This is a genomic window from Agromyces sp. P1_H4 (genome assembly GCF_056405255.1).
This window is the reverse complement of sequence record NZ_JBFUCL010000014.1, coordinates 1-21,978: the sequence shown is the minus strand read 5'-3', so window position 1 is coordinate 21,978 and position 21,978 is coordinate 1. Positions and strand designations below refer to the sequence as shown.

Annotated in this window: 14 protein-coding genes and 2 tRNA genes; 9 read left to right on the top strand and 7 right to left on the bottom strand. The window is 68.4% G+C overall.

What is annotated here, in order from left to right:
• Positions 1–1,063 (bottom strand): zinc-dependent metalloprotease (locus tag AC1DY2_RS02110; protein WP_476760902.1); only part of this gene is annotated, 1,063 nt, incomplete at its 3' end.
• 218 nt (positions 1,064–1,281) lie between these two features.
• Between AC1DY2_RS02110 and AC1DY2_RS02105 the strand changes: the two genes are divergently transcribed.
• The 5 genes from AC1DY2_RS02105 (at position 1,282) to AC1DY2_RS02085 (ending at position 6,826) form a co-directional block, all read left to right on the top strand.
• Positions 1,282–2,388 carry a YlbL family protein gene (locus AC1DY2_RS02105; RefSeq protein WP_476760901.1) on the top strand — a complete coding sequence of 369 codons (1,107 nt, stop codon included), beginning with the start codon at positions 1,282–1,284 and terminating at the stop codon, positions 2,386–2,388.
• 98 nt (positions 2,389–2,486) lie between these two features.
• Positions 2,487–5,348 (top strand): UPF0182 family membrane protein, encoded by a 2,862-nt coding sequence (locus tag AC1DY2_RS02100; protein ID WP_476760900.1) that lies wholly within the window; start codon positions 2,487–2,489, stop codon positions 5,346–5,348.
• A 1-nt stretch (position 5,349) separates the two neighbouring features.
• Positions 5,350–6,207: a class I SAM-dependent methyltransferase gene (locus AC1DY2_RS02095; RefSeq protein WP_476760899.1), complete on the top strand. Its 858-nt coding sequence runs from the start codon at positions 5,350–5,352 to the stop codon at positions 6,205–6,207.
• A gap of 86 nt (positions 6,208–6,293) precedes the next feature.
• A complete protein-coding gene (locus tag AC1DY2_RS02090; RefSeq protein ID WP_476760898.1) occupies positions 6,294–6,668 on the top strand; it encodes a DUF1304 family protein in 375 nt (124 codons plus the stop codon).
• Between the two features lie 81 nt (positions 6,669–6,749).
• Positions 6,750–6,826: transfer RNA gene (locus AC1DY2_RS02085), tRNA-Met, on the top strand.
• Between the two features lie 285 nt (positions 6,827–7,111).
• Here AC1DY2_RS02085 and AC1DY2_RS02080 read toward each other — a convergent pair.
• From AC1DY2_RS02080 to AC1DY2_RS02070, 3 genes are all read right to left on the bottom strand, one after another.
• Positions 7,112–7,840: a hypothetical protein gene (locus AC1DY2_RS02080; RefSeq protein WP_476760897.1), complete on the bottom strand. Its 729-nt coding sequence runs from the start codon at positions 7,838–7,840 to the stop codon at positions 7,112–7,114.
• Between the two features lie 470 nt (positions 7,841–8,310).
• On the bottom strand, positions 8,311–8,466 hold the full coding sequence (locus tag AC1DY2_RS02075; RefSeq protein WP_476760896.1) for a hypothetical protein: 156 nt from the start codon (positions 8,464–8,466) through the stop codon (positions 8,311–8,313).
• 459 nt (positions 8,467–8,925) lie between these two features.
• On the bottom strand, positions 8,926–10,227 hold the full coding sequence (locus AC1DY2_RS02070) for a hypothetical protein (RefSeq protein WP_476760895.1): 1,302 nt from the start codon (positions 10,225–10,227) through the stop codon (positions 8,926–8,928).
• Here AC1DY2_RS02070 and AC1DY2_RS02065 point away from each other — a divergent pair.
• Complete coding sequence (locus tag AC1DY2_RS02065) at positions 10,199–13,645, top strand: OmpL47-type beta-barrel domain-containing protein (protein ID WP_476760894.1); 3,447 nt, start codon at positions 10,199–10,201, stop codon at positions 13,643–13,645. The two genes, AC1DY2_RS02070 and AC1DY2_RS02065, sit on opposite strands and share 29 nt — an antisense overlap.
• Positions 13,646–13,850: 205 nt before the next feature.
• Positions 13,851–13,924 (top strand) — tRNA-Met (locus tag AC1DY2_RS02060).
• Positions 13,925–13,996: 72 nt separating this feature from the next.
• Here the strand turns inward: AC1DY2_RS02060 and AC1DY2_RS02055 are convergent.
• The gene (locus AC1DY2_RS02055; protein ID WP_476760893.1) at positions 13,997–15,364 is read right to left on the bottom strand and encodes an MFS transporter; all 1,368 of its coding nucleotides are present in this window, start codon (positions 15,362–15,364) and stop codon (positions 13,997–13,999) included.
• 3 nt (positions 15,365–15,367) lie between these two features.
• Positions 15,368–18,298 carry an alpha-mannosidase gene (locus AC1DY2_RS02050; protein WP_476760892.1) on the bottom strand — a complete coding sequence of 977 codons (2,931 nt, stop codon included), beginning with the start codon at positions 18,296–18,298 and terminating at the stop codon, positions 15,368–15,370.
• A gap of 251 nt (positions 18,299–18,549) precedes the next feature.
• Between AC1DY2_RS02050 and AC1DY2_RS02045 the strand changes: the two genes are divergently transcribed.
• On the top strand, positions 18,550–19,272 hold the full coding sequence (locus AC1DY2_RS02045; protein ID WP_476760891.1) for an alpha/beta hydrolase: 723 nt from the start codon (positions 18,550–18,552) through the stop codon (positions 19,270–19,272).
• 91 nt (positions 19,273–19,363) lie between these two features.
• Here the strand turns inward: AC1DY2_RS02045 and AC1DY2_RS02040 are convergent, their stop codons facing one another.
• Positions 19,364–21,502, bottom strand: coding sequence for a hypothetical protein (locus tag AC1DY2_RS02040; protein ID WP_476760890.1), 2,139 nt, complete (start codon positions 21,500–21,502; stop codon positions 19,364–19,366).
• A 235-nt stretch (positions 21,503–21,737) separates the two neighbouring features.
• Here AC1DY2_RS02040 and AC1DY2_RS02035 point away from each other — a divergent pair.
• Positions 21,738–21,978 (top strand): nitrilase-related carbon-nitrogen hydrolase (locus AC1DY2_RS02035; RefSeq protein ID WP_476760889.1); only part of this gene is annotated, 241 nt, incomplete at its 3' end.

The following is a 21,978-nucleotide window of genomic DNA, read 5'->3' as shown; positions in this document are numbered from 1 at the left end:
GGCGGCGCGGACGCAGCTCGAGCCCCACGAGCGTGGCGAACGCCGACTCGGCCGGCCCGCCGGAGGCGCGCCGACGGCGGATCGACTCGGCGATCGCGTCGGATCGGGGCAGGCGGCCGGTGGCGTCGGCCGTGACCGCGTCGACCCAGCCCTCGACGAGGGCGAGCATCGTCTCGAGACGGCCCAGCGCGGCATCCTGCGCCTCGCTCTTCGGGCGGATGAGCGCGCCGTTCACGACGGCGTCGCGGAGCTCTTCGGTGTTCGAAGGGTCGAAGCCCTCGGCGAGCTGCTCGAGGCGGTCGGTGTCGATGTCGATGCCGCGGGCGAAGGCTGTGATCGCGCTGATCAGGTGCAGGCGCAGCCAGCGCGCGTGGCGGAACAGCCGGGCGTGCGCGATCTCGCGCACCGCGAGGTACAGCTCGACCTGGTCGGTGGGGATGTCGAGGCCGTTGCCGAACTCGGCGACGTTCTGCGGCACGAGCACGGCGCGGCCGTCGCTCTGCAGCGGGATGCCGATGTCGCCGCCCGAGACGACCTCGGTGGCGAGCTGCCCGACGACCTGTCCGAGCTGCATGGCGAAGAGCGCGCCGCCGATGCCCCGCATCATGCGGCTCGCACCCTGGATCATCGAGCGGAGCTCCTCGGGCGCCTGCTCGCTCATCACGCGCGTCAGCGAGTCGGAGATGCTGAGCGCGACCGGCTCGGCCAGCTGCGACCAGACCGGCATGGTGGCGGCGACCCACGCGCGCCGGGTGAGCAGCTCGGGAGTGTCGGGGAGCGCCGAGAAGTCGACGACCGGGTCGAGCCACAACGACGCGACCTGCAGGGCCTGGTCGAGTCGAGCGCGCTCCTCCGCGGTGATCTGGAGCTGTCCGGATGCCGCGCGCTCCTCGCCCTGGCGCACCGCGACGCTCCAGTCGATGTCGTCGCCGCTCTGGTTCATGGCCGCCTGCAGCTGCCCGAAGAGCGCGGCGAGGCTCGCCGGGTCGTTCGGCAGCCCGGCGGCTCCCGCGAGCCGCGACGGATCGATGCCGCCGGAGCCCGAGAGGAGCTCCCGCAGCATGTCGCGGAACTCGTCTTCGGGGTTCTTGTCGCCAGGCTCGTCGTCCCGATCGGCCACGTGAGCCACCTCCAGTCGCGTCTGTTTCCACCGTAGTCCCGGGCCTCGGGCGCGTGTCTGGGAAATGGCCTAGGCTGGGCGTTCCGGGTGTCCGCCCTTCGCGAACAACGCCGGCCCCGGCGCTCGCACTCGGCGATTCGATCGCCCGGAAGGAACCACGGATGGCCCTCTTCGACGACGACCCGTCGCCGCGCCCGCAGGGCCGCCGTTCGCGTCGGGAGCGCATCGGGTGGACGGCGCTCGCCGTCGCCGTGGCCATCGGCATCCTCTTCGCCCTGCTTCCGTCCCCGTACGTGATCGAGCAGCCCGGCCCCGTCTTCGACACGCTGGGCACCGCCGAGCACGACGGCGAGGAGGTGCCGCTCATCGAGATCCCCGATGCCGAGACCTTCCCCACCGACGGGGAGCTCAACCTGCTCACGGTCACCGTGCGCGGCCGGCCGGGGCAGACCCCCAACTGGCTCGAGGTCGTCGCCGCCTGGTTCGACCGCACGCGGTCGGCTGTGCCGGTCGAGGCGATCTTTCCTCCTGGCGTGAGCGACACCGATCGCGACGCCCAGAACGAGGCGGCCATGGTGGACTCCCAGCAGGACGCGATCGCCGCCGCGCTCGTCGAGCTGGGCTACGACTTCCCGCGCGAGGTGACGGTGGCCGGCGTCGTCGACGACTCGCCCGCCGCGGGCGTGCTCGAGGAGGGCGACGTCATCGTCTCCGTCAACGGCACCGCCGTGAACTCCATCGACGAGCTCCGTTCCGCCGTGCGCGAGAACGGCGCCGACACCCCCGCCAGCCTCCTCGTGGTGCGCGACGGCGCCGAGCAGACGCTCGAGGTCACTCCCGTCGACCGTGACGGCACCGTGGTGCTCGGCGTGGGCGTGCGAATGCACTACGTGTTCCCCATCGACGTCGTGCTGCAGCTCGACAACGTCGGCGGCCCGAGCGCCGGCATGATGTTCGCCCTGGGCATCATCGACAAGCTCACGCCGGGTGAGATGACGGCTGGCGAGGTCTTCGCCGGCACCGGCACGATCGACTCGTCGGGCCAGGTCGGGCCCATCGGCGGCATCCGACAGAAGCTCTGGGGAGCCGACGAGGCGGGCGCCGACTGGTTCCTCGCCCCGGCCTCGAACTGCGACGAGGTCACCGGACATGTCCCCGACGGCATGCGAGTCTTCGCGGTGAAGACCCTCGACGAGGCGCGCTCGGTGGTCGAGGCGATCGGCGACGGCGAGGACACCTCCGCCTTCGCCTCCTGCCCCGCCGCCTGAACAGCAGTTTCAAAGGAACGCGACTCTAGGATGGAGTCTCGATCCCACAGCGACCGAACAAGAGGCGAAGAGTGTCTGCACAGCCGCACGAACCGAGGATGCCGCGCCGCCGCGCGCCGATCGCGATCACGATCGGGGTGGTGGCCCTGCTCCTCATCGCGTTCTTCGTGTTCGTGGGCCTCTACGCCGACGTGCTCTGGTACGACCAGCTCGGCTTCGTCGACGTGCTCACGACCGAGTGGGTGGCGCGCCTCGTCCTCTTCCTCATCGGGTTCCTCGCGATGGCCGTGCCCGTCTGGGCCTCCATCCAGATCGCCTACCGCACGCGTCCCGTCTACGCGAAGCTGAACTCGCAGCTCGACCGATATCAGGAGGTGTTCGAGCCCCTTCGCCGCCTCGCGATGTACGGCATCCCCGTCGTGCTCGGCATCTTCGCGGGCGTCTCGACGTCGAGCCGGTGGGAACTCACCCTCACCTGGCTGAACCGCACCCCGTTCGGCACGAACGATCCCCAGTTCGGCTTCGACATCGGCTTCTTCGTCTTCGAGCTGCCGTTCTACCGCTCCATCGTCGGCTTCGCGTCGGCCGTGGTGCTGCTCTCGCTGCTCCTCGTCATCGCGACGAACTACCTCTACGGCTCGATTCGCGTGAGTGGCCGCGAGGTCGTCATCTCGAAGTCGGCTCGCATCCAGATCGCGGTGACCGCTGGCCTCTACTTGCTGCTCCAGGGCGTCAGCATCTGGTTCGACCAGTACGCGACCGTCACCGAGAACAGCACCCTCATCACCGGTGCGGGATACACCGACGTCAACGCCGTGATCCCCGGTCGCCAGATCCTCGCGGCGGCGGCGGTCGGCGTCGCGATCCTCTTCTTCGTCACCGCGCTCATCGGCCGCTGGCGGCTGCCGCTCGTGGGCGTCGCGCTCCTCGTGGTCTCGAGCCTGATCATCGGTTCCCTCTACCCCTGGATCATCCAGCGGTTCCAGGTCGACCCGAGCGCCCGCTCGCTCGAGGCGCCGTACATCGAACGCTCCATCGACCTCACCCGTGAGGCCTACGGGGTCGCCGACATCGAGACGATCCCATTCGAGGCGAAGACCGACGCCGAGCCCGGCGCGCTGCGATCGGATGCCGCGACGACGGCGAACATCCGACTGATGGACCCGCTCGTGATCAGCCCGGCGTTCCAGCAGCTCGAGCAGTTCCGCCAGTACTACCAGTTCCCCGACGCGCTCGACGTGGACCGGTACGACATCGACGGCACCACGCAGGACACCGTGGTCGCGGTGCGCGACCTCGCGCTCTCGGGCCTCGGCGACGCCGAGACCTGGTTCAACTCGCACGTCGTCTACACGCACGGCTACGGCCTGGTGGCCGCCGCCGGAAACCAGCGCTCGGTCGACGGCCAGCCCGTGTTCCTGCAGTCGGGCATCCCGTCGACGGGCACCCTCGGCGACTTCGAGCCGCGCGTCTACTTCGGCGAGGAGTCCCCGGCGTACTCGATCGTCGGCGCGCCCGAGGGCACCGACCCGGTCGAGCTCGACTACCCCGCGGGCGGCGAGAGCGACCAGCAGACGCAGACCACCTTCGAGGGCGACGGCGGGCCGAAGCTCGACAACGTCTTCACGAAGCTCGTGTACGCGCTGAAGTTCCAGTCGGAGCAGATCTTCCTCTCCGAGGCCGTCAACGACGACTCCCAGATCCTCTACGACCGGGATCCGATCGACCGCGTGAAGAAGGTCGCGCCGTACCTCACGATCGACTCCGACACGTATCCGTCGGTCGTCGACGGGCGCATCGTCTGGATCGTCGACGGCTACACCCTCACCGACCAGTACCCGTACTCCAACAAGGTCAGCATGAGCGAGGCCATCGCCGACAGCGAGGGCCTGCCGCAGTCGCTGCCCTTCGACGAGGTCAACTACATCCGCAACTCGGTGAAGGCCACGGTCGACGCCTACGACGGCTCGGTGACCCTCTACGCGTGGGACGACCAGGACCCCATCCTGCAGACCTGGCAGAAGGTCTTCCCGAACTCGATCAAGCCCATGAGCGAGATGTCGGGCGCGCTCATGAGCCACGTGCGGTACCCCGCCGACATGTTCAAGATGCAGCGCGCGGTGCTCGGTCGGTACCACGTGACCGACCCGTCCTCGTTCTACTCGCGTGAGGACGCGTGGACGACGCCGAACGACCCGACGGCCGGCGCGAACTCCACGCTGCTGCAACCGCCGTACTACCTGACGATGCAGATGCCCGGGCAGGAGGAGCCCGCGTACTCCCTGTACTCGACGTTCATCCCCGAGGCGCGAGGCGACCAGAGCCGGAACGTGCTGCGGGGCTACCTCGCGGTCGACTCCGATGCCGGAGCGAGCGACGGCGAGCGATCCGACGGCTACGGCAAGCTGAGGCTCCTGACGCTTCCCGAGGACGACAACGTGCCGGGTCCGGGCCAGGTGCAGAACACCTTCAACGGCGATCCGACCGTGTCGCAATCGCTGAACCTCCTGAAACAGGGGCAGTCCGAGGTGATCAACGGCAACCTGCTCACGGTGCCGGTGGGCGGAGGCCTGCTCTACGTGCAGCCCGTCTACGTGAAGTCGACCGGCAACACGAGCTACCCGCTGCTGCAGAAGGTGCTCGTCGCCTTCGGCGACCAGATCGCCTTCCAGGACACCCTCGACGCGGCGCTCGACGTGCTCTTCGGCGGCGACTCCGGTGCCCAGGCCGGCGACAACGCGGTGGATCCGAACGCGACGCCCACGACGCCGCCCGCCGACGGCAGCACCGCGACGCCGCAGCCGAGCGACGAGGTGCAGGCGCTGCTCAACCAGGCGTCGCAGGCCCTGAAGAACAAGCAGGCCGCGCTCTCCGAGGGCGACTGGGCGGCGTACGGCGCCGCCGACGCCCAGCTCGCGGAGATCATCGCCCAGCTGCTCGCGATCACCCAGGATCAGTGACGTGGTCGTCGACCTCCGCCACGGCGATTGGCTCGACGACAACCGCGCCAACTGGGACGAACGGGTGCCGGTGCACCTGGCGTCGGACTTCTACGACCAGGAGCCGCTCCGTCGTGGCGACATCGTGCTCGACCCGATCTCCCGGGCCGGCGTCGAGCGACTGCATCCCGACGGCCTCGTCGGACTGCGGGTGCTGCACCTGCAGTGCCACTTCGGCTCGGACACGCTCTCGCTCGCGAACCGCGGCGCGACGGTCGTCGGACTCGACTTCTCGCGTCCCGCCGTCGAGGAGGCGCGACGCATGGCCGCAGAGCTCGGGCTCGGCGATCGCGCGCGATTCGTCGAGGCGAACCTCTACGACGCCCGCCACATGCTGCCCGAGCCCGGGTCGTTCGACCTCGTGTTCACCACATGGGGCACCATCGGGTGGCTTCCGGATGTCGCGGAGTGGGCGCGCATCGTCGCATGGTTCCTGAAGCCGGGCGGCCGTCTCTACTTCGCCGACGGGCATCCGGCGGCCTTCGTGTTCGACGGCGACGAGGGCCCGGGCGGCCTGCCGACCTTCCAGTACGCCTACGGCGGAGGCGAGCCCGACGTGCTCGACGACCCGTCCGACTACGCCGACCCCGACGCGAGGATCACGCACGCCCGCACGTGGGAGTGGATGCATCCGATCGGTGAAGTGGTGGGCGCCGTCCGCGCCGCCGGACTGGTGATCGACGAGCTGGCCGAGCACTTCCAAGTGCCGTGGCGGATCTTCCCGATGACGGTGCCGCAGGGCGAGGGCATGTTCGGCTGGCCGGCCGAGCAGTGGCTGCCGCTCTCGTACGAGCTGGTCGCGCGGGCCTCCTCGTCCTGACGCCGACTCCGTCGATGCGCGGTTCGGCCGAGTGACATCCGATCTGGGGTCTTGTCCTGCTCCTCGGCGGCGAGGACACTGTGCCCATGAGCGTGGTCGCCCAGATCCTCGCGATCGTCGAAGGGCTCGGCGTCGCGTTCCTCGGGATCCTCTCCGCATTCTTCTTCCGCAGCCCCAGCATGCGCGGCGTCTTCCTCATCGAACCCGAGAACCAGGAGATCGTGCGCCCGTGGGCCATCTCCTACGGCTTCTCGAACCTCGCGTGGGGCACCGGGGCGCTCGCCGGCGTGGTGGCCGTGAACCTCGGGTTCGCCGAGGTCGGGCGCACGCTCGTCATCTTCGTGAGCATCGCCACCATCATCCGTGCGCTGGCCATCCTGTTCGGCGACCTCCGGTACTGGCGGCTGGTGGCGCCGATGGTGCTCGTGCCGGCGCTGGTGCTCGTGGCCATGGCGATCTGAGCATCGCCCGAGCGGATGCCGCGTGGCAGTCGCCCTCGATTGGACGACGTTTCAGACGCATGCTAGTGTTGTCTCTTGTGCCGCGGGGTGGAGCAGTTCGGTAGCTCGCTGGGCTCATAACCCAGAGGTCGTAGGTTCAAATCCTGCCCCCGCAACCAAGAAGTCCCGGTCAGTTCCGGTTTCTCGACATCACTCGAGGCAACTGGCTTGGCACGAATCCGGCGCAGCGCCACGCTGCGTCGGATTTTTTCGTCTGCCTTCACACCGCCGAGAGCTCGAAGAGCACGGCGTTCTCGGGATGCTGAGAGCCGCCCTGTTCCGCGGAGCACATCGGCTATGTAGGCAGTGCGCAGGTCGCCGACCGCATTCTGGACCTGCTGGAGGAGAGAGGAGCGTCTTCTCCACACTGCTGAAGGTCCGCGCCGCTCGCGCCGACTGACGCCTTAGGGCGTACCGGGTGAGTGGTCGTTCTCAACCGACGGTCGGCCTTGCGACATCCGGCTGCCTGGCAGCACCTTCCACGGAAGCACCAGCAGCGGGACGGTCAGCCAGACCAGCGCGCCCAGGAGTTTGGGGGCGTCCTCCCATAGATACTGGCCGTGCGTAGTTTGATCGATGAGCACGGAGAGCCCGAGAAGGACGAGGCCGAGGGTGAAAGCTCGGGCACTCAACGGCGGGTTCTCCAAGCAGACTCGCCATTCGCGGTCCTTCGTCGGCAGGTTGGCAGCCGGCCGGAACGCACCCAACAGAAGCACCAACCCGATGGCGGCGTACAGCAGGTAGAAGCCCTTCTCCGGCAATCCGAGCTCAGGTCCGACTTCTTCGTGCAGCAGCAGAGCATCGTCGAGCGCGAGAAGGATGTTCAGTAGGGCGAATCCGAGCAGCCAACGACGCCGTGGGGGCCATATCACTGAGGCCAGCACAGCCATGGAGCCGGCCGAGGCCCAAACCATCATGTTCAGCAGGGCAAGCCCTCCGGCCAGGAGCGGCACCCCGGCGCCGGCGGCGGCGGACAGTGCCTTGAGGTCGCGGCTGTAAAAGCCGAAGGACTGGTGGCTCAACGCAGCCAGCAGGCTGGTACCGGCCACCAACAGCAGACCGAGCAGCAGAGCCCCCGGGACGAGCATCGTCCGAAAAGCGCGACCGCCTTGAGCCTCATTGACTCGTGTCAAGTGCGTGCCTCCTGATCGATCACGTCTGCTGCGCGAGAGGGTGAGGGGCGACCTGCTGTGTCGTGACCCAGAGCGCTTGTGGCGTCCTTCCTACGCCTCGCCCCCGGGTGTCTCGGGACCCCGGCACAGGCGGTCACGGTCGGAAGCTACCACCGGATCCTCCTCGCGAGCGCCGACCTTGACCGCGGGATAAGTTTGTGCATCGTTGCGTCAGYGGGCGCCGACCCCGTCACACGTCCGCACCTGAGCTCCGGGCGGCGATGGACACAGCGAGGCCCTTCAGCGGATGCGACGGAAGCACGGAGTCGCACGGATCCCATCCGGCTTCGTCGGCTAGCTCAGCGTGCACATTCCTCGATCGTGTCGACCGGGCGCTCGCCCATCCTGTCGAGGGAGTGCCCGAACTCGCAGGAGCAGCCGGAGACCACAGGCAAATCGGCCGTCCTGCCCGGATGAGTGGTCGCCCGTAGTCATTTCAACGGCCCGTTCTCGAGCTGGCTGGTTCCAATCGGTGAGTGGGTGCTCGGTTTCGCGATCGGGATCGGAGGCATCGTCGCCAATCCGAGCACGAGGATGACGGCAGTCAGAAACGCCAACACCAGTCCGACGGCCTTCTGGTCGCTCACCATGCCGGGGCTGAGGGGCGCCTGTGTTGCGGGTCGTCTCATGGGTTCGTCTCCGTTCGCGGTGTGTCTCGCGTGTGGGGGCACAGGCTGGGCGACCTCGGGGATGACCCGCTCGGGTGGGCGGGCGCTGGTCGGGTCCAGCCTGCGGCCGGGCGTTCCCCACTCCCGGCACGTTCCGTTGTACGTGGCGGACCGCTGCGGACCAACCCCTTGACACTCCTCGCCACATGAGTCAGCTCGGCACTCTCGGCCACCGTCGACCCCCGCGTCAGCGCGGGTCACTACCCACCCGCCGACCGCAGGCAGGTCCGGCAGAAGAGGTCGACCGATCTCGTCGACGGACGACCGGGCCCACGACCCGCTCGCGCAGATCCAGGAACGCGGGGTGCGCCGCCAATACACGTATGCCACCCGATGATCGCGGTCGAACACACCCCCATGAACGGGGGATTGACCCGGTCATTTCGGCGCAACAGACTTTGGGCCTTGGTGGCGTACCCGAGCGCCGCTATTCCCGGAGGTTCCCATGCGCGCTTCCAGCGGCATTTCGACGAGTCGAGTTCGTATTCGCGAGGGCCGCACGCGCGGCTGGCTCGCCGTGATCGCATCGGGGGCGGTGGTCGCGGCCATGCTCAGTGGCATGCCGGCCTTCGCTTCGACCGTCACGACCGCGACGTTCACCGGGAGTGCCGGCACCGTCTCGTCGGGCGGCACGCTGTATGCGAAGCAGGGTGGTGCGCTGACGCTCACAGTCATCACGAGCAGCGACACCAAGTGCGTGGATGTCGCCGGCGCGTTCACCGCGCACGACCAATCTGCCGGGGCCAAGACGAACTGGACCTTCACGACGACGGCCGGTGCGGGCGACGGTGCCCAGGGCGTGACCGTGTTCGCCTCGCCCAACGTGAACGCCCAAGGGAAATGCACGGGCCAAACCAATTCGTTGCAGGCATCGTTCACCCTCGACAACACGGGGCCGGTACTGACCGCGTCCCTTGCGCCTGCCGCCAACGCCGCCGGGTGGAACAAGGCCAACGTCGGTATCACCTGGTCGGCAACGGATGCCGGTTCGGGGATCGGCGCCGGCCCCACCCCCGCCACGGACAACGTGAACTCGAACACGGCGGGCGTCACGAAGAACGCCACGGCAAGCGACCGACTGGGCAACAGCGGCACCGGCGCGGTGGTCGTCAAGCTCGACAAGATGAACCCGACCATCACGGGAAGCGCCGCTCCAGCCGCGAACGCGGCGGGTTGGAACAACTCCAATGTCACGGTCTCGCTCACCTGCGCGGACGCGCTCTCCGGGATCAAGTCCTGCACCGGTGGCGGCACGGTAGTGCTCTCGACCGAGGGAGCGAACCAGTCGGTGTCCGGAACAGCAGTGGACAATGCAGACAACTCTGCGAGTGCCGGTGTCTCAGGCATCAGCATCGACAAGACGGCGCCGACCCTCACGGGCACGCCGACCACCTCGGCCAACGGCAACGGCTGGTACAAGGGCGATGTCGCGATCGGATGGTCCGGGGTTGACGCACTGTCCGGGATCAACCCGTCGACGCAGCCCGCGAATGGCCTCATCACCGGTGAGGGCAGCGCATTGACCGCAAGCGCGTCGATCGCGGACAAGGCCGGGAACACGAGGACCGCGTCGAGTCTGCCGGTGAATATCGACCGGACGGCTCCGGTGACGGGAGTGAGCGGGTCCTCGAACAGTTGGACGAACGGCAGTGTGACGTTGGCGTTGTCGCCGTCCGACAATCTGTCGGGCGTCGGGTCGACGTCGTATGCGATCGATGGCGGAGCGGTGCAGAGCGGGACGAGCGTGATCCTGTCGAGCGAGGGCGATCACTCGGTCTCATTCTTCAGCACCGATCGGGCGGGCAACGTGGAGGCCACGCAAACGGCCCACGTGAAGATCGACAAGACGGCCCCGACGATCGGCCACTCGTTCACGCCGCTGACGTACTCGGAGGGTGCGTGGTCGAACCAGGGCGTGACGGTCACGTTCGCGTGTGCCGACGCCGGTTCCGGTGTCGCGTCGTGCACGGCACCCGTGACGCAGTCGTCTGAGGGTCTTTCTCAGCAGGTGACGGGCACCGCGACCGACAATGCGGGGAACTCCGCGTCGGATACGGCCGTGGTGAGCATCGACAAGACTGCGCCGACCATCTCGGCGTCGGCTGATCGGGCGCCCAACGGTGCCGGTTGGTATCGGGATGCCGTGACGGTGAGTTTCTCCGCGAACGATGCGCTCTCGGGTCTGGCCTCCGCGTCGGGTGCCCAGATCGTCGGCGAGGGTGCCAACCAGTCGGTGACCGGCACCGCGACGGATGCGGCTGGGAACAGCGCGAGCGCCGGGGTGTCGGGGATCAACGTCGACACGACGGCGCCGGTCCTCGCTGCGGTGTTCTCACCTGGTTGGCATGCCGATGATGTGACGGTGCTCTGGTCATGCACGGATGCGCTGTCCGGGGTCGCAGCGGGGCCGGCGGATGACACGGTCACGGGTGAGGGCGGCAACCTGGCGTCGTCGGCCACATGCACGGACGTCGCCGGGAACACCGCAAGCACGACGGTGGATGGCATCCAGATCGACCGCACCGCACCGACCACCACCGCGACGCTTCCCGACCCGCTCCCGAGCGGTTGGTACGCCGATGCAGTCCCGGTCGCGTTGACCGGACACGACACGCTCTCCGGCGTGGCGGCGACGTATTACCGCATCGACGGGGCCGCGGCCCAGCTCTACACCGGCGCCTTCTCATTCACCCAGAAGGGCACGCACACCATCGCGTTCTGGAGCACGGATGTCGCGGGCAACAGCGAAGACGCGACCGTCAACAGCGTCACGCTCAAGATCGACGACGTCCCGCCGGTCACGACGGTGACCAACCCGATCTCGCCGGCCAGCGGCTGGTTCGTCATGAGCGGCATCCCGGTCGCGTTCGACGCTGACGATGCCGAGTCGGGCATTTCGGCGACCTACTACGAGATCGACGGTGGCGGAACCCAGACGTACGGCGTGCCGTTCACCGCGGAGCTCGCCACAGGGAGCCACTCCATCACCTACTGGAGCGTCGACCTCGCCGGCAACGCGGAGGCGAAGCGGACGACGATCGTGAACGTCGACGATGTCGCCCCATCCATCATCGGCGTGGCGTCTCCGGCGGCGAACGGTTTCGGCTGGAACAACACGGACGTCGACGTGACCTTCACGTGCACCGACGCCGAGTCGGGAGTCGCCGGTTGCGGTCCCGATGGAACGCTCAGCAGCGAGGGGGGCGACCAGCAGGTCCAGGGCGACACCAAGGACGTCGCCGGCAACGTGAATTCGACGATCGTCCACCACATCAATATCGACAAGACCGCGCCGACGCTCGTCGGCGCCGCGACCGTCGATGCCAATGGCGCCGGCTGGTACAACGGCGACGTCACGATCAAGTGGACGGGGAACGACGCACTCTCGGGCATCGACCCGTCGACGCAACCGGCCGATAGCACGATCAGCGGCGAGGGCAACGACCTGGGTGCCTCAGCCGGCATCCTCGACAAGGCGGGGAACAAGGCGACGGCATCGGTGAACGGAATCAGCATCGACCGCACCGCGCCGCACATCGACGGCGGTCCGACGACGACTCCGAATGCCGCCGGCTGGTACCGCGACCAGGTCGTGCTGGACTTCACCTGCACGGATGCACTGTCAGGGGTGGCATCCTGCCCGACCAGCGCGGTGATCTCCGGCGACGGAGCCGGCCAGGCCATCACCAGCGACCCGGCCAGCGACAAGGCGGGCAACCTCAGCGCCGGCAAGACCGTCGGCGGCATCAACATCGACGGATCAGCCCCGAGCACGACAGCCAACAACCAGTGCACCAAGACGAACGGCTGGTGCACGGGCGCGACGGCGAATGTCGTGCTGGCGGCCACCGACCAGGCCGGTCTGTCGGGGGTCAAGGAGATCCACTACAGGATCGACGGCGGCGCCGAGCAGGTGGCAGCAGGTGCAGCCAAGACGGTCAGTGTCCCGCTCGACGGAAGCGGTATCGGCACCGTGCACTACTGGGCGGTCGATATCGCGGGCAACACCGAGGCCTCGAACGCTGTCGCCCTCAAGTGGGACAACATCGCCCCGATGGTCACCCACACGCTGTCACCCGTGCCCAACGCGAACGACTGGAACAGGAGCGACGTCACGGTCACCTTCGGTGCCAAGGACGACGATGCCGGATCCGGCGTTGCGGACGTGACTGCCCCCGTGACGGTCTCCACCGAGACCGACGGACAGGTCTTGGTCGGATCGGCCACCGATACCGCAGGCAACGTCGGAACCGACGCGGTCACCATCAGACTCGACAAGACGGCGCCGACCATCAGCGGTGCTGTCGTCAGTGGCACGCCGGGTGGCAACGGTTGGTATGTGGGGCCGGTCACGGTGCACTTCACCTGCTCCGATGGCCGCTCTGGAGTGGCCACCTGCCCCGATGATGTGATCCTCACCGCCAACGGTGCGAACTCTGCAAGCGGCACCGCGACCGACAAGGCCGGCAACACGGCAGTCACCGCGGTTTCCGGAATCAACATCGACACCGAGTCGCCCACCATCGCCGTGGTCAACGTCGCCGGCGGCACCTACACGCTCGGGGCCGTACCTGCAGCAAGCTGCACGGCCGGCGATGGCTTCTCCGGCCTTGCGGGATCGTGCGTGGTCACGATCTCCGGAGGAACTCCCAACGGGGTCGGTACCTTCACGTACACCGCGAGGGCGACGGACACGGCCGGGAACACGGCAACGACGACTGGGAGCTACCGGGTGATCTACCGGTTCGACGGATTCCTGCAGCCGATCAACGACACCGCGCACCAAGTCGGCACCTCGACGAGCGTCTTCAAGGGCGGGAGCACGATTCCGGTCAAGCTCCAGCTCAAGAACGCGAGCGGCACGCTCGTACAGACGAATGTCGCACCGGCATGGCTGACTCCGGCCAAGGGCGCCTCCATGAACCTGCCCGTCGACGAGTCGCTCTACTCGGTGGCCGCCGACAGCGGCAGCACGTATCGAGTGGAGGGCTCCCAGTACAGCTACAACTGGAAGACCGCGTCGGGCGGCAACTACTATCGCATCGGCGTTCGTCTGGACGACGGGCAGACCTACTACGTCAACATCGGCTTACGATAGCGGCCCGCGGGGGACGCCCGTCTGCGGGAGCAGCGGACGGGCACGTCCGGCCGTATCGAGGGGATCTGGCGGGCGACCTTGCTTGGTCGAGGTCGAGCGAGGTCGAGAGTTGTCGTAGACTGGCAACATCGCACGCAGCCCGATCGAGAGATTTCGAGCTGATCGGTGATATCGCGAGGAGTGACTGCCGCAGGGGAGTCAGCGTCGCGGGGTGGAGCAGTTCGGTAGCTCGCTGGGCTCATAACCCAGAGGTCGTAGGTTCAAATCCTGCCCCCGCAACCGAAACAGAAGATCCCGGTCTCGAACAGAGGCCGGGATCTTCTGCATCTCCAGGGCGTCCCGATCCAGGGGTCAGCCCGCCGCGGCATCCGTGCGGTCGGCTGCCGGCGCACCGAGCCGATAGAAGAGGAAGGGGATCGCCGAGAGCAGACAGCTGGCCGCGGGCACGAGGGTGATCGCCACGAAGACCGTCTGCTGCATCTCGGGCGTGAYGGTCACGCCGGCCTCGTACCCCGCCATCACCACGAACGCCCCGAACACGAGCACGGCCAGCGCGTTCATGATCTTCGTGGCGAAGGTGAGGCTGGCGAAGGAGATGCCGTCGTTGCGCACCCCGAGTCGGCGCTCCGTGTCGTCGACGGAGTCGGCGATCATCGTCGCCTGCGTGACGAGGAAGATGCCGAGGGTGAGTCCGGTGAGGAAGATGAACACCAGGATGGCGGCGAGGTTCGCGAACCCGACGAGGTACATGGCGACGTACAGCACGGCGGCGACGAGCGAACTGCCCACGATGAGCGTGCGACCCGAGATGCGGCGTAGCAGCGGCGGCGTCGCGAAGGACGAGACGACCATGCCGAGGATGATCGCGGCTCCGACGAGGGTGAAGGTGCCCTCGTTCCCGTACGCGATCACCACGAAGACGGCACCGCCCGCCTGGACGATGAACCGTCCGAAGCCGAGCACGGAACCGAGCAGCACCATGAGCAACGGCGTGTTCCGGAACAGCGCGGTCACGAGCTGACGCAGGGAGAGCCCCGTCGAGGCGGCCGAGGTCCGTCGCTCCCGGGTGAAGAAGAAGGCGAGGAGGAACACGCCCATGCCGAGGAACGACGTGATGAACACGGCCAGCGACCATCCGCTGCTCGTCGTCTCAGGCCCGAAGCTCAGCAGGCGCGCCACCCACGGCATCCCGAGCGTCGCGACTCCGAGGGCGATGGCTCCGAAGGCGCGGACGTTTCCGATCACCCGCGTGCGCTCCGCCGGGTCAGCGAAGGCRGAACCGATGAGACCCCAGAACGGCACGTCGCACACCGTGTACGCGAGGCTCCACAGCACGTAGCAGACCCCGAAGTACACGAGCTTGAGCGGCTCGGCCGTATCGGGCACCGTGAAGAGGAGCCCCGAGAGCAGCGCGACGGGCGCGGCGGAGAACAGGATGTACGGCCGGAGCTTGCCCCACCGGGTGCGGGTCATGTCGATGATGCTGCCCATGACGGGGTCGAGGATCGCATCGACGACCTTCGAGACGGTGATGATGATCGTGACCACCGCGAGGCCGGCGGTGCTGATCCCCGCATACTGCAGCAGGTACACGAGGATGAACGTCGACACCGTGGTGAGCACGATGTTCTGGCCGAATCCCGCCGTGATCACGGCGATCCGCTGCCGTCTCGGAGGGACGACGCCCTCGGTCGCGTCCTGGTTCGCCGTTGCCGTCACCGCTCAGTCCTCCAGCAGGATCGTCTTGATCTCGAACGGCCCGAAGGCGATCCGACCGAGGTCGGCGGCTCCCCGGGGCCGCTCGAGCAGGTCGGTCTCGTGCGCCGCGCGATACGCCCGGTCGACCCGCAGCGAGATCGTCGTCGGACGCCCGAGGCTCTCGTACAGTCGGAGCACGATGCCGTCGCCGCGCTCGGCCCGCTTGACCGTCTCCACGATGACGCCGGGTTCGTCGACACCGACCAGGCTGTCGAACGCCACACCGTCGGTGATCCGAAGCGGGTTGTTGAGCCGGTAGCCCTCGCGCACCACCTTGCCGAGATCGCCGCGTTCGAACGGGCAGAACGCATAGGTGAAGTGGTGGATGCCGCGGTCGGCCGTCTTGTCGGGGAACGACGGGGAGCGCAGCAGATTGAGGCTCAGCAGCCCGTTCTTGGCCCGGTGCCCGTACTTGCCGTCGTTGAGCAGTGCGAACCCGCCGCCGGCATCCTCCGTGGCGATCCACTTGTGCGCGCAGACCTCGAACTGGGCCTTCTCGACCGGGTCGCGCTCGGTGGTCACCCGTTCGATGTGTCCGAACTGGATCTCGCACCGCACGGTCTCGCCGGAGTGGACCGGCCGGAACTCCGCACGCAGCATCCGGTGCCGCGTGTGCCAGTCGACCTCGGTCTCGAACCGCACGACGTCGCTGCCGGCCTCGAGCACGACGCGCTGGTCGATCGTGACGCCGCGTCCACGGAGCACCTGGCGACGAACGGCCGACGCGCCGTCGACGGTGGTCTCGACGTGGCTGACCCGCAGCGTGCGCGGCGCCTTCCCGACGTAGTCGGCCTTGATGTCCCACGCGTTGAACGGCCACACGTAGGGGTCCGTGTGCACCACGAGCCGATTGAGCCCGCCGGCGGCATGCTCGGCGCCGTCGCGATCCCGGCACGAGACGATCTCGCCGCTGTGAGCGTCGAACCGCAGCGTGAGCATGCCGTTGCCGAGCGTGTCCTCCGAGGAGACGAGCCCCGGCTGCGCTCCGGCCGGTGCCAGCGGAGCCGCCGCGTAGGGCGGGACCTCGGCGTGGAACCAGCCCTCGTCGGTCTTCGCGAACTCGCTCCGGGAGAAGCCCGTCAGGTTGACGGCCGTGGGCGTTCCCGGCCGGCGCGGCAGCCGGTCGACGAGCGCGTCGGCGTAGTCGTCGAGTGCCGCCTCGATGCGCTCGTAGGTCTCGATCGCCTCGCGGTTGACGCGGGCGATCGACGAGCCGGGCAGGATGTCGTGGAACTGGTGCAGCAGCACGTCGCGCCAGTGCCGTTCGAGCACGGGCCTGCTGTCGTCGCCCGCGAGCACCGCCAGGGCCTCGACCTCGTGCAGCTTGCGCTCGACGAGGCGGTTGTGGCGCTTGATCCGCCCCTGCGTCGTGTACGTGCCCTGGTGCGTCTCGAGGTAGAGCTCACCGACGTGGGTGTGGGCGATCTCGCGCTGTTCGAGGGCACGGAAGAAGTCGCCTGCGGAGGAGTACTCCACCTTCGGAAGTCCGCGGAGGTTCCGCTCGCGAGCGGTGACCTCGTGGTGGATCTCGTTCGGACCGCCGCCGCCGTCGCCCGAGCCGTAGACGAGGAGCGCCGTGTTCAACGCGATCTCGGGGTACTGCTTCAGGCCGGTGAGCAGGTTGTCGGCAGCCCCACGGCTGTTGTAGTCGCCCTCGGGTGGCATGTGCACGAGGACGGTGGACCCGTCGATGCCCTGCCAGTGGAAGGTGCGGTGCGGGAAGTCGTTGACCCTGTTCCAGGCGAGCTTGATCGTCTGGAACCAGTCCATCCCGGTGCCCCGGAGGATCTGCGGCAGGTTGCCGTTGTAGCCGAAGGTGTCGGGCAGCCAGCAGAGGCGCAGCTGCTCGTCGCCGAGCCCGAACTCCTCCTGGAGGAATCGGCGGCCCACGAGCGCCTGCCGGACGAGCGATTCACCCGAGGGGAGGTTCGTGTCGGGTTCCACCCAGAACGAGCCCTGCAGTTCCATGCGGCCCTCGGCGACGGCGCGCCGCATCCGTTCGAAGAGTGCCGGATGCCGCTGCTTCATCCACACCATCTGCTGCGGTTGTGAGGTGCCGTAGACGTAGTCGTCGCGCTGGTCGATCGCATTGAGCGCGCGGACGTAGGTGCGCGCGGCCTTGCGGCGGGTCTCGCGCAGCGGCCAGAGCCAGGCCATGTCGAGGTGGCCGTGCCCGACGGCGCTGTAGACGAACTCGCTCGCGGACGGCGCCGAGAGCTGCTCGGCCAGGATGGCACGCGCCCCGGTGACGTCGCCCGCGATGAAAGCCGTGTAGGCGGCGTTCAGCGCGCGCCGCACTTCGAGCTCGAGTGCCGCATCCTCGGTGGCCCCGGCCAGCACGAGGAGCGTGAGGTAGTCGTAGAAGAGCGCGTACGCCTCGTCGTCGCGGGTGGCCAGGTGCGCGCCGTGATATGTCGCACGGCCCACCTCGTAGAGGATCCAGCCGTTGTAGGTGACATCGGCGAAGAACTCGACCGTGCCGGTCGACGTGTCGACGTGCTGGACGGGGCGGTAGCGCCCGCCGCCGCTCTGCGGGAGGTCGCCCTGCTGGAAGACGGTGCTGACCGAGTCGAGGAGTTCCCCGTCGGCCGAGTGCACGAGGCCCTCGCCCCAGATGCCGAGCATGACGACGGGGTCCTCGATTCCCGTCGGCACGTCGCCCGTGATGCGCAGCCAGGCGCAGTCGAACACCTTGCCCCAGCGGGTGCCGGGTCGCAGTGGACGGAAGTCGGCGCGGTCGAGTTCCTCGAACGGAATGGGCTCAGCCGACCGGATGATCTCGGCATCGAGCCGCGCGACGGGGGTGTACACGCTGCGACGGATGCGCATGAGCCGCCGGTACTCGCGGGGTTGCTGGACGCGAAGGCCGAAGAGCCACGCCGCGAACCCCACCATCCACGTCCCCTTGCCTGAAGCCGACCGCCCGGACTCCCGCCGCTCCGATGCGGGGTGGGTGCGAGCGTGGCTCGCGGTGGTCAGTCTAGGGCAGCTGATCGCCTCGGGCCGCGAGCGCGATATGCTGCAGGACGACCAGACCGAGGAGGTGAGACCCATCAACGTTCAGACCACGTGGGCGCTCCCTCGAGAGACGGCCTAGCCGCATCGGCAGCCGCGGAGCGTCCCTGACGCATCCGGAAGGCAGCACCATGCAGTTCACCTCAGAGACCGTCGACGACGGGCTCATCGAACGTCGTTTCACCGTCGGCGACGTGCCGGGCATCCTGTGGACGCCGGCCGGCGACCACGACCCGCGCCCGCTCATCCTGCTCGGCCACGGCGGCGGCCAGCACAAGGCCGCCCCCGGCATCGTCGCCCGCGCACGGCGTTTCGCGGCCGACGGCTTCGCGGTCGCGGCGATCGACGCTCCCGGCCACGGCGACCGGCCGCGAACGGGTCGCGAGCGCCGATTCTCGGCTGGCATGGCCGAGCGGAGGTCGGCGGGCGAACCGGTCGCCGCCCACGTCGGGGAGTATCACGCCGCGGTCGCCGAGCAGGCAGCCGGCGAGTGGAAGTCCGTGCTCGACGCCCTGCAGGAGGACCTGGGGGAGGGGCGCGTGGGCTACTGGGGCGTGTCCCTCGGCGCCGCGATCGGCCTCCCGTTCGTCGCCGCCGATTCCCGGATCCGGGCCGCCGTGGTCGGCCTCGTCGGCGGCGACCTCGTCCCGGTCAGGGCGTCGCGCATCACCATCCCGGTCGAGTTCCTCGTGCAGTGGGACGACGAACTCGTGCCGAGGCAGGCCGCGCTCGACCTCTTCGACGCCCTCGCCTCCACCGAGAAGACGCTGCACGCCAATCCGGGGCCGCACGCCGGCGTTCCCCGGTTCGAGGTCGAGAGCGCCGCACGGTTCTTTCTGCGTCACCTCCGCTGACGGCGGGCACGCGGCCGACACGACGTCGCGGCAGAACGAAGAGCGGCGGCCCGCACCGTGGTGCAGGCCGCCGCCCCGCGGCATCCGGGAACTAGCCCTTCTTGCCGTTGCCGCTGTTGGTGACCGAGAGCACGTACCCCGCGTCGAGGTACGTCAGGTCGCCGGTGGGCAGGTTCGACACGAGCGTCGCGAAGTCGCGGTTCTTGCCGTTCGCGCACTTGGTGTTGAAGCCGCCCTGCGAGATGAGGTCGCCCTCGAGCCGGTACACGTAGTTGCCGGCACCGTCGGCGATCTCGTACGGCGAGTCCACCCCGGGCGTGAGGTCGCAGCTCGCGACCACCTGCAGGGTCCAGTTGTTGTCCTGCAGGCCGTTCGTCTCGAACCACTCGCCCTCGGCCGACGAGAGGGTGGCGGCGGCGCCGTTCACCATCACGTCGTCCACGAACCAGCCGGTGTCGAGGTAGGCGGCGTCCGTGGAGTACCGGAAGCGCACGTCGGTGGCTCCGGCGGGCAGCTGCGCCGTGTAGTGCACGTACACCGGGTCGTCGACGAAGTACTCGCCGCCCGACGTGCCGGTGATGCCGTTGCCCTCGGTGTTGCCGCCGTGCGGGTCGTCGTTCGTCGTGACCGTCGCGCCCGAGTCGTCGACCACGGGAACCGTGACCCACTCGCCGTTCACGAGCGCCTCGACGAATCCGTAGTCCCAGCCCTCTTCGATGAAGTGCCACGTCCAGAAGTCGAGCGACGTCACCGTGCCCGTGACATCCACGTCGAGGATGTTGTCGGACTGGCTCTCGTACCCGGCGTACCAGTGCGTGTCACCCGAGTGCGGCGCGACCTGCGTGGTGTCCTCGCCGTCGAGCGAGATGGTGACGTTCGGTCCCGGGTTGCGGAACCGCTCGACCTGCAGGCCGTACGGCACTGCGGTCGGCGACTGCGCGTTCGCACGCTTCAGCCACTTCGACTCGGGCTGGGCGCCCTGGCTCGAACCGCGGCCCTCCCAGAACTGGTCGTCGGCGATGTCGATCGTCCACGACGTCGAGGCGGGGTCGCCGAAGTCGACGGCCTTGATGTCGAAGCGGTCGGATGCCTCGTCGTCGAGGTACACGGCGACAGCCCAGTCCTGGTACAGCACCTTCGCCGAACGCAGCCCTGCGCCGGTCTGCGCGTTGAACTGGTCGATCGCGGCCTGGACGCCCTCCATGCCGTCGGCCTGGTTCTCGAAGATGAGCTTGATCAGCAGGTCGCCGCCGGCGCCGTCGTACTGCAGGTCGGGCGTGTAGGTGCCGTCGCCGTTGCCGCCCGCCYGCTCCCAGAGGTACTGGAAGAAGGTGTAGGCGGCGCCGTAGTTCTGCAGCCCACCCGCCCAGCGCGTGAGCGACGTGTCGGCGTAGAAGACCTGGTGGTACGTGAGGTGCGATCCGCCGATGTCGTAGCCGTTGAGGAACACCGCGAAGTCCGCGAGGCCCTCATCGACCCACGACAGCTCGCCCGGGTCGCTGTAGTTGTGCAGCAGGTGCTCCAGCTCGTGGGCGATCACGCCCTCGTACAGCGTGGGCTGGTCATTGTCGGGGTCGTCGTCGTTCCACTCCGAGTCCGCGGGTCCGACGCGGTTCGCCCAGTCGAAGGCGTCCACGACGATCGCGTTCATGCCAGACGAGTCGATGTACTCGGGTGCGAAGTAGCCGGCGGTGTAGGTCGACTCTGCGCAGTCGTAGTAGTTCGCGTCCTGCACGTTGTAGACGAGCATGACGAGCGAGTCGCTCGCGGGCTCACTGGGATCCGCGGCATCCATCGGGCCGTAGTGCTCCTCGTCGACCGCGACGATCTGGCTCGAGAGCTCGTTGCCGAGGTAGTCGATCTGCGCCTGCGTGAGGATGTAGTCCTCCGCGCTGGCGTCCGCGCACGGCACGAACTCGTCATCGGGGTTGGGATCGAAGGCGGGATCGAGGCTCGCGACGCCGGTCGGCGCAGAGCCGTCGAGCGGGGTGCCCGCGGGCACGTAGATGTAGACGGGTGTGCCGTCGGGGGTGGCCCCCGCGTAGGCGCGCACGAAGTCCTGTTGGTAGGTGCCGCCCGCCTCGCTGTCGTTGATCGGCAGGGTGAGCGTGGGTTCACCGGGCAGGTTGTCTGGCGCGGCGTTGGCCGGCCCTGCGGATGTCGCGATCATCGCGACGGCGACGACACTCGTCACCGCGGCGCCGATCACTCGGGTTGGAACTCGGAGCACGACGTTGTCTCCCTCTTGTCATGGCCCCCGAGGAGACGATCAGCCTCCCCGCAGGGCCGTCGTATGGGGGCCCGCGTGGTCGCGGTCCCCGATGTAACCGAGTCAGTACAGCACGCGGAATTCGCGCGCAAAAGGGCTTGCGCCCGGGGCTTGGAACCGTCCGGGAAGCGTTCCCCACGGTTCCGCGAGCGGCCGGAGCCCGTCAGGAGAGCGCCCTGCGAGCTACGCTGACGGCATGTCCGATCACGCCGGAAGCGCTCTCGCCGTCGCCGTCGCGCAGTTCGCGCCCGGCGCCGATCGGGCCGCGAACCTGGCCGAGATCGAGCGGCTCGCGACGCTCGCCGCGACCCGCGGTGCGCGCCTCGTCGTGTTCCCCGAGTACTCGAGCTACTTCACGCCCGAGCCCGGCTGGGACTGGCAGGAGGCCTCGGAGGAGATCGGGGGCCGGTTCACCGAGGCGCTCGGCGCCATCGCGA

Bases quoted from the DNA above. Each gene is read 5' to 3' on its own strand.
- AC1DY2_RS02105 (WP_476760901.1), top strand. From the start codon at position 1,282: ATGGCCCTCTTCGACGACGACCCGTCGCCGCGCCCGCAGGGCCGCCGT.
- AC1DY2_RS02100 (WP_476760900.1), top strand. From the start codon at position 2,487: ATGCCGCGCCGCCGCGCGCCGATCGCGATCACGATCGGGGTGGTGGCC.
- AC1DY2_RS02090 (WP_476760898.1), top strand. From the start codon at position 6,294: ATGAGCGTGGTCGCCCAGATCCTCGCGATCGTCGAAGGGCTCGGCGTC.
- AC1DY2_RS02050 (WP_476760892.1), bottom strand. From the start codon at position 18,298: ATGGTGGGGTTCGCGGCGTGGCTCTTCGGCCTTCGCGTCCAGCAACCC.
- AC1DY2_RS02045 (WP_476760891.1), top strand. From the start codon at position 18,550: ATGCAGTTCACCTCAGAGACCGTCGACGACGGGCTCATCGAACGTCGT.